This window comes from Geodermatophilus maliterrae, from assembly GCF_041018925.1.
Classification (GTDB): domain Bacteria; phylum Actinomycetota; class Actinomycetes; order Mycobacteriales; family Geodermatophilaceae; genus Geodermatophilus; species Geodermatophilus maliterrae.
The window spans coordinates 26,544-41,354 of record NZ_JBFNXQ010000017.1 but is presented as its reverse complement, the minus strand read 5'-3'; the positions used below and the strand labels follow the sequence as shown (position 1 = coordinate 41,354).

18 protein-coding genes are annotated in these 14,811 nt (G+C 76.9%); 9 read left to right on the top strand and 9 right to left on the bottom strand.

Features of this window, described 5'->3' with window-relative positions:
• Positions 1–49: 49 nt before the first annotated feature.
• Together ABQ292_RS07850 and ABQ292_RS07845 are read right to left on the bottom strand one after the other, a co-directional pair.
• Entirely contained in the window at positions 50–433 is a 384-nt protein-coding gene (locus ABQ292_RS07850; RefSeq protein ID WP_369204974.1) for a PaaI family thioesterase, read from the bottom strand.
• Between the two features lie 50 nt (positions 434–483).
• Positions 484–924: a GNAT family N-acetyltransferase gene (locus ABQ292_RS07845; RefSeq protein WP_369204972.1), complete on the bottom strand. Its 441-nt coding sequence runs from the start codon at positions 922–924 to the stop codon at positions 484–486.
• Between the two features lie 114 nt (positions 925–1,038).
• On the opposite strand from ABQ292_RS07845, the gene ABQ292_RS07840 reads away from it, so the two are divergent.
• The 6 genes from ABQ292_RS07840 to ABQ292_RS07815 all read left to right on the top strand — a co-directional run bounded on the left by ABQ292_RS07840 (position 1,039) and on the right by ABQ292_RS07815 (position 7,304).
• Entirely contained in the window at positions 1,039–2,061 is a 1,023-nt protein-coding gene (locus tag ABQ292_RS07840) for an iron ABC transporter substrate-binding protein (RefSeq protein WP_369204970.1), read from the top strand.
• 86 nt (positions 2,062–2,147) lie between these two features.
• Positions 2,148–3,650, top strand: coding sequence for an ABC transporter permease (locus tag ABQ292_RS07835; RefSeq protein WP_369204968.1), 1,503 nt, complete (start codon positions 2,148–2,150; stop codon positions 3,648–3,650).
• On the top strand, positions 3,647–4,723 hold the full coding sequence (locus ABQ292_RS07830; protein ID WP_369204966.1) for an ABC transporter ATP-binding protein: 1,077 nt from the start codon (positions 3,647–3,649) through the stop codon (positions 4,721–4,723). The genes ABQ292_RS07835 and ABQ292_RS07830 overlap by 4 nt, the downstream gene beginning before the upstream one ends.
• 252 nt (positions 4,724–4,975) lie before the next feature.
• Positions 4,976–5,779 carry an aldolase/citrate lyase/malate synthase family protein gene (locus ABQ292_RS07825; protein WP_369204964.1) on the top strand — a complete coding sequence of 268 codons (804 nt, stop codon included), beginning with the start codon at positions 4,976–4,978 and terminating at the stop codon, positions 5,777–5,779.
• Positions 5,776–6,627 (top strand): NAD-dependent epimerase/dehydratase family protein, encoded by an 852-nt coding sequence (locus tag ABQ292_RS07820; RefSeq protein WP_369204962.1) that lies wholly within the window; start codon positions 5,776–5,778, stop codon positions 6,625–6,627. The genes ABQ292_RS07825 and ABQ292_RS07820 overlap by 4 nt, the downstream gene beginning before the upstream one ends.
• Entirely contained in the window at positions 6,624–7,304 is a 681-nt protein-coding gene (locus ABQ292_RS07815) for a glycosyltransferase (protein WP_369204960.1), read from the top strand. The genes ABQ292_RS07820 and ABQ292_RS07815 overlap by 4 nt, the downstream gene beginning before the upstream one ends.
• 3 nt (positions 7,305–7,307) lie before the next feature.
• Here the strand turns inward: ABQ292_RS07815 and ABQ292_RS07810 are convergent, their stop codons facing one another.
• The 3 genes from ABQ292_RS07810 to ABQ292_RS07800 all read right to left on the bottom strand — a co-directional run bounded on the left by ABQ292_RS07810 (position 7,308) and on the right by ABQ292_RS07800 (position 10,713).
• Positions 7,308–8,156 carry an ABC transporter permease gene (locus ABQ292_RS07810; protein ID WP_369204958.1) on the bottom strand — a complete coding sequence of 283 codons (849 nt, stop codon included), beginning with the start codon at positions 8,154–8,156 and terminating at the stop codon, positions 7,308–7,310.
• Positions 8,153–9,184, bottom strand: a complete 1,032-nt coding sequence (locus ABQ292_RS07805) for an ATP-binding cassette domain-containing protein (protein WP_369204956.1) — start codon at positions 9,182–9,184, stop codon at positions 8,153–8,155. Before ABQ292_RS07805 ends, ABQ292_RS07810 begins: the two co-directional genes overlap by 4 nt.
• A gap of 98 nt (positions 9,185–9,282) precedes the next feature.
• Positions 9,283–10,713: a glycosyltransferase family 39 protein gene (locus ABQ292_RS07800; RefSeq protein ID WP_369204954.1), complete on the bottom strand. Its 1,431-nt coding sequence runs from the start codon at positions 10,711–10,713 to the stop codon at positions 9,283–9,285.
• 71 nt (positions 10,714–10,784) lie between these two features.
• On the opposite strand from ABQ292_RS07800, the gene ABQ292_RS07795 reads away from it, so the two are divergent.
• Positions 10,785–11,225, top strand: coding sequence for a DUF559 domain-containing protein (locus ABQ292_RS07795; protein WP_369204952.1), 441 nt, complete (start codon positions 10,785–10,787; stop codon positions 11,223–11,225).
• 184 nt (positions 11,226–11,409) lie between these two features.
• On the opposite strand, the gene ABQ292_RS07790 is transcribed toward ABQ292_RS07795, so the two are convergent.
• On the bottom strand, positions 11,410–11,991 hold the full coding sequence (locus ABQ292_RS07790) for a DUF6328 family protein (RefSeq protein WP_369204950.1): 582 nt from the start codon (positions 11,989–11,991) through the stop codon (positions 11,410–11,412).
• Positions 11,992–12,127: 136 nt separating this feature from the next.
• Between ABQ292_RS07790 and ABQ292_RS07785 the strand changes: the two genes are divergently transcribed.
• Together ABQ292_RS07785 and map are read left to right on the top strand one after the other, a co-directional pair.
• Entirely contained in the window at positions 12,128–12,400 is a 273-nt protein-coding gene (locus ABQ292_RS07785) for a hypothetical protein (RefSeq protein ID WP_369204948.1), read from the top strand.
• Positions 12,401–12,441: 41 nt separating this feature from the next.
• Positions 12,442–13,224, top strand: a complete 783-nt coding sequence (map, locus tag ABQ292_RS07780) for a type I methionyl aminopeptidase (RefSeq protein WP_369204946.1) — start codon at positions 12,442–12,444, stop codon at positions 13,222–13,224.
• A 78-nt stretch (positions 13,225–13,302) separates the two neighbouring features.
• Here map and ABQ292_RS07775 read toward each other — a convergent pair whose 3' ends face one another.
• The 3 genes from ABQ292_RS07775 to ABQ292_RS07765 all read right to left on the bottom strand — a co-directional run bounded on the left by ABQ292_RS07775 (position 13,303) and on the right by ABQ292_RS07765 (position 14,751).
• Positions 13,303–13,788: a PGPGW domain-containing protein gene (locus ABQ292_RS07775; RefSeq protein WP_369204944.1), complete on the bottom strand. Its 486-nt coding sequence runs from the start codon at positions 13,786–13,788 to the stop codon at positions 13,303–13,305.
• Between the two features lie 46 nt (positions 13,789–13,834).
• Entirely contained in the window at positions 13,835–14,380 is a 546-nt protein-coding gene (locus tag ABQ292_RS07770; RefSeq protein ID WP_369204942.1) for a hypothetical protein, read from the bottom strand.
• A gap of 101 nt (positions 14,381–14,481) precedes the next feature.
• Positions 14,482–14,751, bottom strand: coding sequence for a DUF2277 domain-containing protein (locus ABQ292_RS07765; protein WP_369204940.1), 270 nt, complete (start codon positions 14,749–14,751; stop codon positions 14,482–14,484).
• Between the last annotated feature and the right edge of the window lie 60 nt (positions 14,752–14,811).

Genomic DNA, 14,811 nt, shown 5'->3' with positions numbered 1-14,811 from the left:
CGGCGAGCGCCCCGCCGGCCGTGTCCGGCGGGGCGCTGGTGCGCCCGGCTCAGCGTTCGAGCAGCGCGAAGGTGGCGACCGCGTGCGCCACGGCCCTGCCGTCCTGCTCGACGTCGGCCTCGCAGATCGTCAGGTGCTCGCCGCGGGTGCGCACCCGCCCGCGCACCTCCAGCGGCCCCGGCCTGCCCGGGCGCAGGTAGGTGACCGTGAGCTGGCTGGTCGCGGGCACCTCGCCGTCGCCGGTGGTGGTGCGGACCGCCTGGCCCATCACCGTGTCCACCAGCGTCGCGACGACGCCGCCGTGCAGCGTCCCCGCGGGGTTGAGGTGCTCGTCGGCGGCCTGGAAGGTCAGCGTCGCGGAGCCGTCGTCGGACTCCTGCAGGGTCGCCCCGAGCCGTCCCGCGAACCCGCCCACCGGCGCGTCGTCTGCCATGCCCGGCCGGTACCCGCGGCCGCGTGCGGGACACCCACGGGACGCGGGGGTCAGGCGGGTTCGCGCCGCATCGGCAGGTGCGGGATGCCGTCCTCGACGTAGCCCGGGCCGCTGCGGACGAAGCCGAACCGCCCGTACCAGTCCTCCAGGTGCGACTGCGCGCCCATGGTGATCGGGACGCCGCCGCACAGCTCGATGCCGGCCTCGACCAGGCGGGCGGCCAGCCCGCGCCCGCGGGCGGCCGCCGCGGTGGCCACCCGACCGATCGCCCGGGTGCCGCCGTCGTCGAGGACGCGGATGGTGGCCAGCACCTGCCCGTCCTCCTCGAACCACAGGTGCACCGTGGCCGGCTCGGTGTCGCGCCCGTCGAGCTCGGGATAGGGGCACTCCTGCTCGACGACGAAGACGTCGACCCGCAGCCGGCAGAGGGCGTAGACCTCGAACGGGGTCAGCTCGGCGAAGCGGGCGCTGCGCAGCACGGGGGTGGTCACGGGCCGTTTGTAGCCCATGCCGCGGAGCGCACCGACCGGGGGACGGCGCCGTCTGTTTAGGTGTGCCTACCCTGGGCTGCCACCCCAGGCTCCCGACGTCTGCTGGAGGTCCTCGTGACCACGCCCGCGCGGGCGACCGCCGCTGCTCTCTCCGCCCTCGCCCTCGCCGGGGGCCTGACCGCCTGCGGCGACGCCGGGGCCACCGACGCCGAGACGCTCACCGTCTACAGCGCCCAGCACGAGAGCCTGGTGCGCACGATGGTCGAGGGCTTCACCGAGGAGACCGGCATCGAGCTGGAGTTCCGGGACGGCAACGACGCGGAACTGGCCAACCAGATCGTGCAGGAGGGCGAGGCCTCGCCGGCCGACGTCTTCCTGACCGAGAACAGCCCGTCGATCGACGTCCTCGACCGGGAGGGCCTGCTCGCGCCGCTGGACCAGGCGACGCTGGACCAGGTCGGCGAGCAGTTCCGGCCGTCGTCGGGCACGTGGACCGGCTTCGCGGCCCGCTCCACCGTGCTGGTCCACAACCCCGCGCAGCTGCCGGAGGCCGAGCTGCCCGCCTCGATCATGGACCTCGCCGACCCCGCCTGGGAGGGCCGGATCGGCATCGCCGCCGGCGGGGCGGACTTCCAGGCGATCGTGGCCGCCGTCCTCGCGCTGCGGGGCGAGGACGCCACCCGCGCCTGGCTCGAGGGGCTCGAGCGCAACGCGAACGTCTACCAGAGCAACACCGCGGTGATGGTCGCCGCCGACGAGGGCGAGATCGACGCCGGCGTCATGTACCACTACTACTGGTACCGCGACCAGGCCGAGAACGGCCTCAAGGGCGACGACGCCGCCCTGCACCTGTTCGGCAACGGCGACCCCGGCGCCTTCCTCAGCGTCTCCGGCGCCGGCGTGCTCGCCTCCTCCGACCAGCAGGAGGCCGCCCAGCAACTGGTCGCCTACCTGACCGCGCCGGAGGCCCAGCAGCGCCTCGCCGAGAGCACGGCCCTGGAGTACGCCGTCGGCACCGGCGTCGCGTCGGCCGAGGTGCTGCCCCCGCTGGACACCATCGGCGCCCCCGCCGTCGACCCCGGCTCGCTCGACCAGGACGGCGTCACCGCCCTGATGCAGGAGGTGGGTCTGCTCTGAGCGCCCCTCCGCTCCCGGGCCCCGGGACGCCGGTCGTCGCGGCGTCCCGGGGCCGGCGCGCGCCCGGAGGGCTGCACCGCTCACCGGTGACGGCGCTGCTGGCCGCCGCGGTGGCGGCGCTGGCCCTGGTGCCGCTCGGCTACATCGTCACCGCGACGGTGGACGTCGGCTGGAGCGGCGTCGCCGAGCTGGTGTTCCGCCCGCGGGTGGCCGACCTGCTGTGGAACACCACCCGCCTGGTGGCCGGCACCGTCGCCGTCTGCCTGGTCCTCGGCGTGGGGGCGGCCTGGCTCGTGGAGCGCTCCGCCGTGCCGGGCCGCCGGGTCTGGCACGTGCTGCTGGTGGCGCCGCTGGCGGTGCCGGCGTTCGTCAACAGCTACGCCTGGATCTCGCTGCTGCCCGGCTTCGACACCTACGCCGGGGCGCTGCTGGTGGTGTCGCTGTCCTACTTCCCCTTCGTCTACCTGCCGGCCGTGGCCGCGTTCCGCGGCCTCGACCCGGCGCTGGAGGACACCGCCCGCGGGCTGGGCCTGTCGACCTGGGCGGTGTTCCGGCGGGTGCAGCTGCCGCAGCTGCGGGTGGCCGTGCTCGGCGGCGGCCTGCTGGTGGCGCTGCACGTGCTGGCCGAGTTCGGCGCGCTGGCGATGCTGCGCTACCCGACCTTCACCACCGCGGTCTACGACCAGTACCGCGCCACCTTCAACGGCCCCGGCGCCACGATGCTCGCCGGCGTCCTCGTGCTGCTGTGCCTGGTCCTGCTGCTGGCCGAGATCCGGCTGCGCGGTTCCCGCCGCTACGCGCGCACCGGCGCCGGCGCGGCCCGGCGGCTGCGCCCGGTGCGGCTCGGCGCCCTCACCGGCCCGGCCCTGCTCGCCCTGACCGCGCTGGTGGCGCTCGCGCTGGCCGTGCCGCTGGGCAGCCTCGCCCGGTGGATGACCACCGGCACCTCGGCCGGGCTCGACGTCGCCACGCTGGCCACCACCACGGGGACGACGCTGGCGCTGGCCGCCGCGGCCGCCGTCGCCACCACCGCCCTGGCGCTGCCCACCGGCTGGCTCGCCGTCCGCCGCCGCGGACCGCTGGCCACCCTGCTCGAGCGCTCCACCTACCTCGGCAGCGCGGTGCCGGCGATCGTCATCGCGCTGGCGCTGGTGACGGTGTCCATCCGCGCGGTGCCCGCCCTCTACCAGACCGCTCCGGTGCTGCTGGCCGCCTACGCGATCCTCTTCCTGCCGCGCGCCATCGTGACCGTGCGCGCCGCGGTCGAGCAGTCCCCGCCGCTGCACGACGACGTCGCGGCCTCCCTCGGCGCCTCCGCCCCGTCCCGGCTGTGGCGGGTCACCCTGCCGCTGCTCGCGCCCGGCATCGGCGCCGGGGCGGCCCTGGTCTTCCTCGCCGTGGTCACCGAGCTGACCGCCACCCTGCTGCTCGCCCCCACCGGCACGACGACGCTGGCGACGGCGTTCTGGTCGGCCAGCAGCGCCCTGGAGTACGGCGCCGCCGCGCCCTACGCCGTCGTCATGGTCTTGCTCTCGGCACCGGCCACGGTGCTGCTCTCCCGCGACGCCCGACGAGGTCTGACCACATGAGCGCGCTCACCGTCACCGGTGTGACCAAGTCCTACGGCCGCACCCCCGTGCTCACCGGCGTCGACCTGCACGTGCCGGCCGGCACCACCACCGCGCTGCTCGGCCCGTCGGGCTGCGGGAAGACGACGCTGCTGCGGATCGTGGCCGGTTTCGACGACCCCGACGGCGGCACGGTCGACCTCGGCGGCCGGGTGGTGGCCGGCGCGGGCCGCCCGGTGCCCGCCCGCCGGCGCGGCATCGGTTTCGTCCCGCAGGAGGGCGGCCTGTTCCCGCACCTGAGCGTCGCCGGCAACGTGGCCTTCGGCCTGCCCCGGCGGCTGCGCCGCGACCGCAGCCGCGTCGTCTCGTTGCTCGCGCTGGTCGGGCTGGACGCGGCGCTGGCCGACCGCTCGCCGCACCAGCTCTCCGGCGGCCAGCAGCAGCGGGTCGCGCTGGCCCGGGCGCTGGCGCCGGAGCCCTCGCTGGTGCTGCTCGACGAGCCGTTCTCCTCGCTGGACGCCTCGCTCCGCGAGGACACCCGCCGGGCGGTCGTCGACGCGCTGCGGGCCACCGGCGCGACCGCCGTCCTGGTCACCCACGACCAGGCCGAGGCGCTGTCGACGGCCGACCAGGTGGCGGTGCTGCGGGGTGGCGCGCTGGCCCAGCTGGCCGACCCGCGCACGCTCTACCGCGACCCGCGCGACCTCGACGTGGCGGCGTTCGTCGGGGAGGCGGTGGTCCTCGACGGGGACGCCGTCGGTGGCCGGGTCGCCTCCGAGCTGGGCGAGCTGGTGCTCGGCCGCTCCTGCCCCGACGGGCCGGTCCGGGTGCTGCTGCGGCCCGAGCAGCTGCGCCTGTCGGCCGGCCCCGGGCCGCGGGCGCGGGTGTGCGCCGTCGACTTCTACGGCCACGACGCCCGGGTCGAGCTGCAGCTGCCCTCCGGACGGCGGGTCAGCGCCCGCACCGAGGGCGGCGACCTGCCGACGGCCGGCGCGGAGGTGTCGGTCGGCGTGCAGGGGACGGCGGTGCCCTTCCCGGTCCCCGCGCCGTCGTCCGCTCCCGCCCCGCGCACGGAGACCCCGACCCCCGCCTGAGGGTGCGCCACGGTCAGGGGACCTGATCGCGGCGCGTCCTCCCGCACCGCCGACGGTCGGGGAGGACGCGTTGCGGTGGGGGAGGACGCATCTGCGGGCGCGAGGCGTCCAGCGGCCGACCATCGTCGGTGGTGTGCGGTCGCGGCGTTGTCCGCGTCCGGACGCGCACGACTGCGTACCGCATGCCGCCCGCTGGCCCCTGGGAGGAGCCTGGGTGCGGGCCGTGGGTTAGGTGTGCCTAAGCTCACCGCCGTGGATCTGTTCCTCTTCACCGTGGACGCCGGCTTCGGCCGGGACGTCGTCGCCGCCGGTGCGGCCGGGATCGTCGTCGACTGGGAGCGCCGCGGGAAGGCCCGCCGCCAGGCGGGGGAGGGCACCCAGATCAACGCCGACACCGTCGAGGACCTCGCGCGCGTGCGCGCGGCCACCGACGGCCGGCTGCTGTGCCGCGTCAACGGCGCCGGGCCGTGGACGGCGGGGGAGGTCGAGGACGCCCTCGCCGCCGGCGCCGACGAGATCCTGTTGCCGATGGTGCGCACGGCCGAGGAGGTCGACCGCACGCTCGACCTGGTCGCCGGCCGCTGCGGCCTGGGCATCCTCGTCGAGACCCAGGACGCGGTCGACCGCGTCGCCGAGCTGTCCCGCCGGCCGCTCTCGCGGGTCTACGTCGGCCTCAACGACCTGCGCATCGACCGCCGCTCCACCGAGCTGTTCCGCCCGCTGGTCGACGGCACGGTGAACGCCGTCCGCGCCGCGGTGCGGCAGCCCTTCGGTGTCGGCGGGCTGACGCTGCCCGGCGGCGGGTTCCCGGTGCCGGGGGTGCTGCTGGCCGCCGAGCTGGTGCGGCTGCGCACCGACTTCACCTTCCTGCGCCGCTCGTTCACCGCCGACATGGCCGGCCGCGACCCGTTCGTCGAGGTCCCGCGGCTGCTCGCGGCGCTGGCCGACCTCGCCGGCGCCGACCCGCGCACCGTCGCCGACCGGCGGGCCGGGTTCGTGGCGGCGGTGGAGGGCGCGGCGGTCGCCGCCGACGCTGCGGTCGCCGTCCCCGCGTGAGGGCACTGGTCACCGGCGCCGGCGGCTTCGTCGGGCGGCACCTGGTCGCGCGGCTGCGCGGCGACGGCTGGTCGGTGACCGGCCTGACCCGCGCCGACGTCGACCTCGCCGACCCGGTGGCCGCGGCCGCGGCGGTGCGGGCCGCCGACCCCGACGTCGTCTTCTCCCTCGCCGCCGGCCGGGCCAGGGCGACGCCGGCCGAGCGGGCCGCCACCGTGGCGGTCAACACCAGCCCCTGGCTGGTCGACGCGCTGCCCGACCGCTGCCGCGCGGTGGTCCGGCTGGGCTCGTCGACCGAGTACGCGGCCGGGCCGGCGCCGCTGGCCGAGGACGCGCCGCTGCGGCCGCGCGGGTTCTTCGGCGCCACCAAGGCGGCCGGCTCCCTGCTGCTGCAGGCGGCCGCCGCCGAGCGCGGCGTGCGGGCCGCGGTGCTGCGCGCCTTCCAGGTCTACGGCCCCGGCGACCACCCGACCCGGCTGGTGCCGGTCGTGCTGGCCGCCGCGCGCACCGGGGCCACCGTGCCGCTGCCGGCCGCGGTCAGCCGGCGCGACTGGGTGTGGGTGGGCGACGTCGTCGACGCCTGCGTCCGGGCCGCGCTCGCCGACGACCTCCCGCCGGGCGCGGTGCTCAACATCGGCACCGGCGTGCAGACCGGCGTCGAGGAGCTCGTCGCGACCGCCGAGGAGGTGACCGGCCGCCCCATCGCGACCGCGGCCGGCGCGCACCCGGGCCGGGTCTGGGACACCGCCGACTGGGTCTGCGACCCGCGGGCCGCCCGCGAGGCGCTCGGGTGGGCGCCGACGGTCGACCTGGCCGACGGTCTGGCGCGCACCTGGGCGGCGGGATGAGCGGGCCGCGGGTCGCCGTCGTCGTCCCGGTGTACGGCAACGCCACCACCCTGCGGCCGCTGGCCGGGCGGCTGTCCGCCGCGCTCGCCGGCCGGGACTGGCGGCTGCGCCTGGTGGTGGACGCCTCGCCGGACGACAGCCTCACCGTGGCGTCCGGGCTGGCCGCCGCCGACCCGCGGGTCGCCGTCACCGCGCTCGCGGTCAACGTCGGCCAGCACCGGGCGCTGGCCACCGGGCTGGCGGCCGAGGACGCCGACGCGTGGGTGTGCCTGGACGCCGACCTGCAGGACCCGCCCGAGGCGGTGCCGCTGCTGCTCGACCGGCTGGCCCGCGGCGACGCCGGCGCGGTGTTCGCCGGCCGGCGGGGCCGCTACGAGTCGCGGGCGCGGCGGCTGACCGGGGAGGTGCACCGCCGCCTCGCCGCCCGGCTCACCGGGCTGCCCCCCGACGCGGGGGCCTTCCTCGCGCTGGGGCCGGCCGTGCGCTCCGCCGTCGTCGACCGGGTGCTCACCGGCGGCGCCCCGAGCGTCGTGCTCGCCGCCGGCCGGGCGGGGACGGCGCTGGTCAGCGTGCCCGTGGTCCGGGACCGCCGGCCGGAGGGATCGTCGGCGTGGACGGCGCGGGCCCGGCTGCGGCAGTCGCTGCGGTCGCTGGCGTGGGCGGCCCGCTCGCGCTGAGAGTCAGGCGCGGTTGCCGTACCGCCGCATGGTCAGCGGCCCGAGGACGGCGACCAGCGCGACCGCCCACACCAGGACCAGCAGGATCTCGGAGCCGGCCGCCTCGCCGTGCACGAGCCCGCGCACCGAGGTGACCAGGGAGCTGACCGGGTTGACCCCGACGACGGCCTGCAGCCAGCCGGGCATCGTGGCGGGGTCGACGAAGATGTTGCTGCCGAACGTGAGCGGCATCAGGACCATCATGCTCCAGCCCATCACCGCCTGAGGGGTGCGCAGCCGCAGCGCCAGGTAGGTCCAGATCCAGCCCAGCGCGAAGGCGAAGACCAGCAGCAGGCCGACGGCGGCCAGCACGCCGGGCAGCCCGCCGCCGGGGCGGAAGCCCAGCACCAGGCCGAGGCACAGCACCACCGTCGAGGCCAGGACGAACCGGACGACGTCGCCGAGCAGCGCCCCCACCAGCGCGCTCGGCCGCCACACCGGCAGGGACCGGATGCGGTCGAAGACGCCCTTCTCGATGTCGGTGTTCAGGGCGACGCCGGTGTACATCGTGATCATGAGGATGCTCTGCACGAGGATCCCGGGCAGGAAGAACTGCACGTAGCTCTCGACCGAGCCGGCCAGCGCGCCGCCGAAGAGGTACGAGAAGATCAGCGTGAGCATCACCGGGAAGACGGTGACGTCGAACAGCTGCTCCGGGACGTGCTTGATCCGCAGCAGCGTGCGCCAGCCGAACGTGGCCGAGGCCGCCAGCGGGCCCTGCGGCCGGGGACGTTCCCCGGAGCCGAGGGCCTCCAGCACCGCCGCGGTGTCGGGTGCCGCGAGGGCGGCCGGGGCGGAGTCGACAGCGGTCATCGGGGGTCCTCCGGATCGGGGGTGCGGGAGTCGGCGGGCCGGCCGGTCAGGGCCAGGAAGACCTCGTCGAGGCTGGGCTGGCCGAGCGCGAACTGGGCCAGGGGGAGGCCGGCGTCCTCGAGGGCGGCGAGGGCGCGGGCGGTGGGGGCTCCGTCGGGGACGCGGGCGGTGAGCGCCGCGGGGTCGCCGTCCTCGGCCACCGGCACGCCCAGCACCCGCTCGAGCAGGCCGCGTGCCTCGGCGCGCCGCGCCGGGTCGAGCACCCGCACGTGCAGGCTGCCCGAGCCCACCGACGCCTTGAGCTGCCCGGGGGTGCCCTCGGCGATGACCCGGCCGGCGTCGATCACGGAGATGCGGTCGGCGAGCTGGTCGGCCTCGTCGAGGTACTGGGTGGTCAGCAGCACCGTCGTCCCGCCGCGGACCAGCGCCCGGACGACGTCCCACACCTGGTTGCGGCTGCGCGGGTCGAGACCGGTCGTCGGCTCGTCGAGGAAGATCAGGTCCGGCCGGACGACGATGCTCGCGGCGATGTCGATCCGTCGCCGCATGCCGCCGGAGTACTGCTTCACCTGCTTGCCGGCCGCCTCGCCGAGGCCGAAGGCGGACAGCAGCTGGTCGGCGCGCTGACGTGCGGCGGCCCGGGAGTAGCCGAGCAGCCGGGCCAGCAGCAGCAGGTTCTCCGCGCCGGTGAGGTCCTCGTCGAGGGAGGCGAACTGCCCGGTGAGGCTGACCCGGGCCCGGACGGCGTCGGCCTCGGTGACGACGTCGTGGCCGAAGACCCGCGCCGTCCCGCCGTCGGGGCGCAGCAGCGTGGCCAGCACGCGGATGGTCGTCGTCTTCCCCGCGCCGTTGGGGCCGAGGAAACCGTGCACGCCGCCGACCGGGATGCGCAGGTCCACCCCGTCGACGGCGCGCGTGCTGCCGAAGTGCTTGACCAGGCCCTGGGTCTCGATGGCCAGGGCCGCCGCGTCACCGGACCCTCGCTCGTCCCTGCCCGCCGCGACCGCGTCGCCGATGTCGGCCGTCACGTGCCTCACCTCCGGGGTCGGTCGGGAGGCACCCTGCCACCCGGATCCGACAGTCCCGACCGCCCGTCCCGAGGGAACTCATCGGCGGCGGCTCCCGGTCAGCGGGTCCAGAGCTGCAGCACCAGGTCGGTCTTCGTCCCGGCGAAGGCGTGCTCGTCGGCGAGGGAGAGGCCGGCGTCGGCGAGGACCGCGTCGTCGTCGGTGGGCACCGGCTCGCCGTCGACCAGCCGCCGGACCAGCCAGACGCGGTCGGCACCGGACGGGGCGTCGTCGGGCGGCAGGACGACGTCGGGCCGCAGCCGCGGGGCCAGCGTGCGGGTGTGGTGGTCGAGGCCCAGGGCCGCGCGCTGGTCGGCGGCGACGACCGGCTCGCCGGCCTGCTGCACGCGGGCCAGCAGCTGCACCAGCTCGTCGGAGCGCTCCCGCGGCTCGCGCACGGCCAGCGGGGAGCTCGCCAGCAGCGACAGCCCGACCATCGCGGCGGCGACCGGTGCGCGGGCGCCGCGGGGGAGTGCCGTCGCCCCGGCCGCGGCCAGGATCCCGAGCCCGAGCAGCCCGACCATCAGGTAGCGGGGGTGGTACAGCGGGCGGGCCAGCTCGCCGGCGACGAGGAGCAGCAGCGGGACCAGCACCCAGCAGGTCCCGACCACCCGCACCCCGGCACCGCGGAGCGCGCCGACCACCGCCAGCCCGACGGTCAGGTACAGCAGCGGGGTGCGGCCGCCGGCCCATGCCTCGACCGCCAGGTCGGCGAGCGTGCCGCCGGTGTCGCGCAGGTGCTCGGCGTTGCGTGAGCCGGTGCCGTTGAGCAGGTTGACGCCGATCAGCGCGACCACCGGCAGCACGGCCAGGACGCCGGCTGCCGCCACGCGGACGGCGGCCCGGCCGCGCAGCAGCAGCGCCGCGACGACGAACGCGGCCAGGGCCGTGACCGCGTACCAGTGCGCCAACCCCATCCCGGCCCCGGCGAGGCCGAAGAGCACCAGCCCGCGCGGCGGCTCCTGCAGCCAGCGGACCAGCCCGAGCAGCGCGCCGCCGGTGGCCAGGACCGCCAGCCCGTAGCTGCGCGCCTCGACCGCCTGCTCGAGCAGCAGCGGCGCCGTCGCCAGGACCAGGCCGGCCAGCACGCCGGTCGCCCGACCCGCCAGCCGGGTCACCGCGCGCGTGACGAGGGCCAGCCCGCCGGCGGTGGCCAGCACGGAGAGCACCCGCAGCGACGTGCCGCCGCCCAGGCCGGGCAGCGACGTCCACCCGTGCACGACCAGGTAGTACGGCGCGTTGTAGGACGGCGGGACGTCGGCCAGGTAGCTCGTCACCCCCTCGCCGGTGACGATCGCGCGCAGGATCTCGGCGAGCGGACGGCGGCCGACCTCGGCGGTGAACAGCTCGTCGAACCACAGGCCGTGGCCGGGGGCGAGGAGGACCGCGCCGAGGGCGACGAGCACGAGCGGCGGGAGCAGTTCGACGCGCGACCAGCGGGGCGGGGCGGCTACTGGTGCGTCCGCCGTCCGGGTCGCCGTCGTCGTCACGCAAGGGAGGGTAGGCGACCCTTACTCACGCGGATCGTCGGTGCGGCGGCGCAGCACGTGCGAGTGGACCCGTGTACCGGCCCGGGCCCGCGCCGCCGCCGTCGTCGGAGGTCGTGCGGGCCCGCTTCCGCCGGCAGGGCCGGCGCGACACCGCGCACGAGCTGGCGGTGCGCCGCCGGCTGCACGCGCGCGGCGTGCGCTACAGGGTCGACGTGCGCCCGTGGCCCCGTCCAGAGGCTCGCCCCGAGCGTGCGAGGGGCGAGGAGGACGGGGTCCTTACCGGCTGCTTCTGGCACGGCTGCCCGTCGTGCGGGCACCTGCCGCGCGCCAACCGGGCGTGGTGGGCGGCGAAGCCGGCGGCCCACACCGCCCGCGACCGCCGCGCCGACGCCGTCCTCACCGGGCTGGGCTGGCGGGTGCTGCGCTTCTGGGAGCACGAGGACCCGGACGACGTCGCCGACGCGATCTGCGCAGCCCTCGGCCGGCCGGCTCCGTCCCCACCGGACCGCTGAACCCGCGGGCCCGGACCGGGGCCCGAGGTCCTCCGCCTGCCACCTGCCACCTGCCGCCGGGCGCCTGCCGCCTGCCCCGGTCCGCCGTCCGCTCGCCGCGATCATGGACCTGCGGTGGCGACGCGCCGCCGTCGACCGGCCTGTCGGCACCGCAGCTCCATGATCGTCCGCTGGGGTGGGGGACTCAGTCGTCCCGGGCGCCGCGGGCACGCTGCACCGCCGGGCTGCCGATCCACAGCCAGCCGAGCAGCGCCGCCACCACGCCGCCGGTGACCAGCGCCTGCGGCAGCGCGAACAGGAAGTCGACGACCAGCACCACCGCCGAGACGATCGCGATCGCCAGCACCACCAGCCCGAGGAAGGCGTTGCGGTTGCTCCGCCGCAGCAGGTCCTCCTTGTCGTGCTGGCGGAACAGCGCCCGGTGCTGCGCGGCCGGCGCGATGAGCAGCGCCGTGGCCACCACGGCGGCGATCAGCGTCACGAAGTAGACGTCGCGCTGGAAGTCGGTCGCGCGGGACGTGGCCTGCTGGAACGGCACGATCAGCAGGAAGGCGAAGAGGAACTGCACGCCCGGCAGCGCCACCCGCAGCTCGTTGAGCAGCTCCATGAGCTCCCGGTCGATCCGCTCGGCGTGCGTCTCGTCGCGGCCGTCGGCGCCGTGGCGGGCGTCGTCCCGGCGGTCCGCGGCGGCGCCGTCACGCGGCGCCGGTGCGGGACCCGGCCGCGCGCCGCGCCGTGCCCGCTGTCCCGATCCCGTGGTGGCCATGTCTCGGTCCTCCTCGCTCCCGGCACCGCCCCCGTGGGCCCCGCGACCCCGTCCGTCACCTGGGCGTGTGCCCCGCCGCAACCCCCGTGTCACCTCCTGGCCACCGCTGTCCTCCACGAGTGGGTAGGAGGGGGTCATGTCCACGTGGGAACCGATGACGCCGCACGGCCACCGTCCCGACGACGAGATCGCCGCGGCCGACCCCGGGGCGGGTGCGCCGCCACCCGCCGAGGGGTTCGGCGTGGCCGGCGAGGAGCCCGACCGCCCGGAGGAGCCCGACCACCCGGAGGGGCCGCCGCGTCCGGAGGAGCCCCGGCACCCCGGGGAGCCCGAGCGGACGCCCGGCGAGGTCGAGCTGCCGGACACCCCGTTCCGGCCGCCGAACCCGGGCGACGTCGGCCGCGCCTGAGCCGGCACGGCGCGCGGGAGAGGCCGCCGTACCGTCGGGGGGTGGACCTGACCGTGCTGCCGCGCCGCACCGCCGACGAACTGGCCGCCATGCGCGCCGCCGGCCGCGTCGTGGCGCAGACGCTGGCCGCGGTGCGCGCCGCCGCCGTCCCCGGGGCCCGGCTGCGGGACCTCGACGACCTCGCGCAGACGACGATCCGGGAGGCCGGGGCGACGTCGTCGTTCCTCGGCTACAAGCCGGGGTGGGCGCCCACGGCCTACAACGGGGCGCTGTGCCTGTCGCCCAACGAGGTGGTCGTGCACGGCCGGCCCAGCGGACGCCGGCTGGGCGACGGCGACCTGCTCAGCGTCGACTGCGGCGCCATCGTCGACGGCTGGCACGGCGACGCGGCCGTCACCGTGCAGGTGGGCGCCGGTGACCAGCCGGACGACGCCCGGCTGGTCACCGCCACCGAGGAGGCGCTGGCCGCCGGGATCGCCGCGGCGGTGCCGGGTGCGACGCTGCTCGACGTCGCGCAGGCCATCGACACCGTCGCCCGCGGGTACGGTTACGCGCACCTGCCCGACCACGGCGGGCACGGCATCGGCCGGTCGATGCACGAGCCGCCGTTCGTGCCCAACCGCCCGTCGGCGGGGCTGGACCGGGTGCGGCTGCACGCCGGCAGCACGCTGGCGATCGAGCCGATGCTGCTGGCCGGCGGGGAGCGCTACAAGCACAAGAAGGACGGCTGGGCGGTGGTCACCGCCGACGGCAGCCGCGCCGCGCACGTCGAGCACACCGTGGCGGTCACCGACGACGGTCCCGTCGTCCTGACCGCTCCCTGACCCCGCACGGCCCCGGACGCACCGCGGCCGCCGTCCGCGGGTGCGGACGGCGGCCGGGGTGCCGGAGCGCCGGGCGGGTCAGCCGAGGCCGAGTGCGGCGGTCGCGCGGTCGACGAGGGAGAAGTGACCCACCGCCCAGAACACCAGGGCGGCGGCCGCCAGCCCGCCGATCGTCACGGCCGCGGAGCTGACCGGGTGCTGCTTGGCGTGCCGCCAGGCGTCGAGCGCCTTGCGACGGAAGGCGGCGAAGAAGCGGCGCGCCCACTCGAACTCGGTCGACCACACCCACAGGCCGGCCAGGACCGGCGGGATGGTGAGCGGGCCGGGCAGCACGGTCAGCGCCAGCCCGAGCAGCACGAACAGCAGCCCGACGACGAAGACGGCGACCCGGTAGGCCACGGCCAGCGCCGGCTTCTGCCGGATGCGGTCCCGCCACGACCCCGGCTCCACCGGCCGCGGCTTGCCGAGGCCGTCGGTGCAGTCGGGGCAGCGGGTCGCGCCCCCGCCTCCGGCGGAGTGGTCGCCGGCGACGGTGTTGCCGGTGACGGTGACGGTGCGGGTCATGCGATCTCCCTGGACGTGCCCGGGCTGCCGTGGTGCAGAGGGACGGTCAGCTGCGCGAGACACCCTTGATGACCTCGCTGGCGCGCTGCTGCTCGCCGGCGTAGGAGCTGATCGCGACGAGGGTGCCGGTGAGGGCCGGGATGATCCACTGCAGCGCGTTGAGCTGCTCCTGTGCGGCGGCGATCTCGGCCTTGGTGCGCTTGGTCGGCTTGGTGCCCGACCGTGCCGAGGGGTTGCCGGCGCCACCGCCGCCACCGTTGACGATGATGCCCAGCGACCGGCTGTAGGCGGTGGCGCCCAGGGCGGCGGCCGTGACCAGCGTCTTGACGGCGGACATGCTCGCCACGCCCTCCTGGTTGGCCAGGCGGCCGCGGTTGCCGATCAGCTGGCCGACGCTGCCGACCAGGTGGGCGCCGATCGCGACGGCGTTGACCGGGGTCCAGCGGTTCCAGCCGGCGTTGGCCACCTTGCCGGTGTCCTTGCCAGCCTCGCCGGCGGCGGCGTTGAGGGCGACGGCGTTGGCCAGCGTGCCGCCGAACCAGGCGGAGAGACCAAGGTCGTGCAGGGCGCGGGACAGGGTGTTGCGGGCCATGGGTGTCCTCCAGGGGCGTCGGGCGGTTGGGATCAGCCCGGCACCTACCCGCTCAGTCGGAGCCCATGCCCGGGGTGCGCACCCCGGTCGTGCCCAGCAGGTCAGCGGCCGTAGCGGACCGCGGCGCGGGCGCGGGCCTTGCCGGCCTCGACGGCGCGGTCCTTGGGCGGCGCGGTGGTGACCAGCGCGTCGAGCAGCCGGACCGAGGCCGCGGCCACCTCGGCGACCGCCCGGTCGAAGGCCTCGGCGTTGACCCGCGCCGGCTTCGCCGACCCGCTGATCTTGCGCACGTACTGCAGCGCCGCGGCCGTGATCTCGTCGTCGGTGGCGGGCGGCTCGAAGTTCGACAGCGGGCGGATGTTGCGGCACATGCCGCGCAGCGTAGAACCGGCCGGGGACGCTCCGGGCACCCCGCAGCCGTGGGCCGGCTC

Excerpts from the sequence above, each read along its gene's own strand:
- ABQ292_RS07850 (WP_369204974.1), bottom strand. The coding sequence starts at position 433 with ATGGCAGACGACGCGCCGGTGGGCGGGTTCGCGGGACGGCTCGGGGCG.
- ABQ292_RS07830 (WP_369204966.1), top strand. The coding sequence starts at position 3,647 with ATGAGCGCGCTCACCGTCACCGGTGTGACCAAGTCCTACGGCCGCACC.
- ABQ292_RS07815 (WP_369204960.1), top strand. The coding sequence starts at position 6,624 with ATGAGCGGGCCGCGGGTCGCCGTCGTCGTCCCGGTGTACGGCAACGCC.
- ABQ292_RS07810 (WP_369204958.1), bottom strand. The coding sequence starts at position 8,156 with ATGACCGCTGTCGACTCCGCCCCGGCCGCCCTCGCGGCACCCGACACC.
- ABQ292_RS07790 (WP_369204950.1), bottom strand. The coding sequence starts at position 11,991 with ATGGCCACCACGGGATCGGGACAGCGGGCACGGCGCGGCGCGCGGCCG.
- ABQ292_RS07785 (WP_369204948.1), top strand. The coding sequence starts at position 12,128 with ATGTCCACGTGGGAACCGATGACGCCGCACGGCCACCGTCCCGACGAC.
- ABQ292_RS07775 (WP_369204944.1), bottom strand. The coding sequence starts at position 13,788 with ATGACCCGCACCGTCACCGTCACCGGCAACACCGTCGCCGGCGACCAC.
- ABQ292_RS07770 (WP_369204942.1), bottom strand. The coding sequence starts at position 14,380 with ATGGCCCGCAACACCCTGTCCCGCGCCCTGCACGACCTTGGTCTCTCC.
- ABQ292_RS07765 (WP_369204940.1), bottom strand. The coding sequence starts at position 14,751 with ATGTGCCGCAACATCCGCCCGCTGTCGAACTTCGAGCCGCCCGCCACC.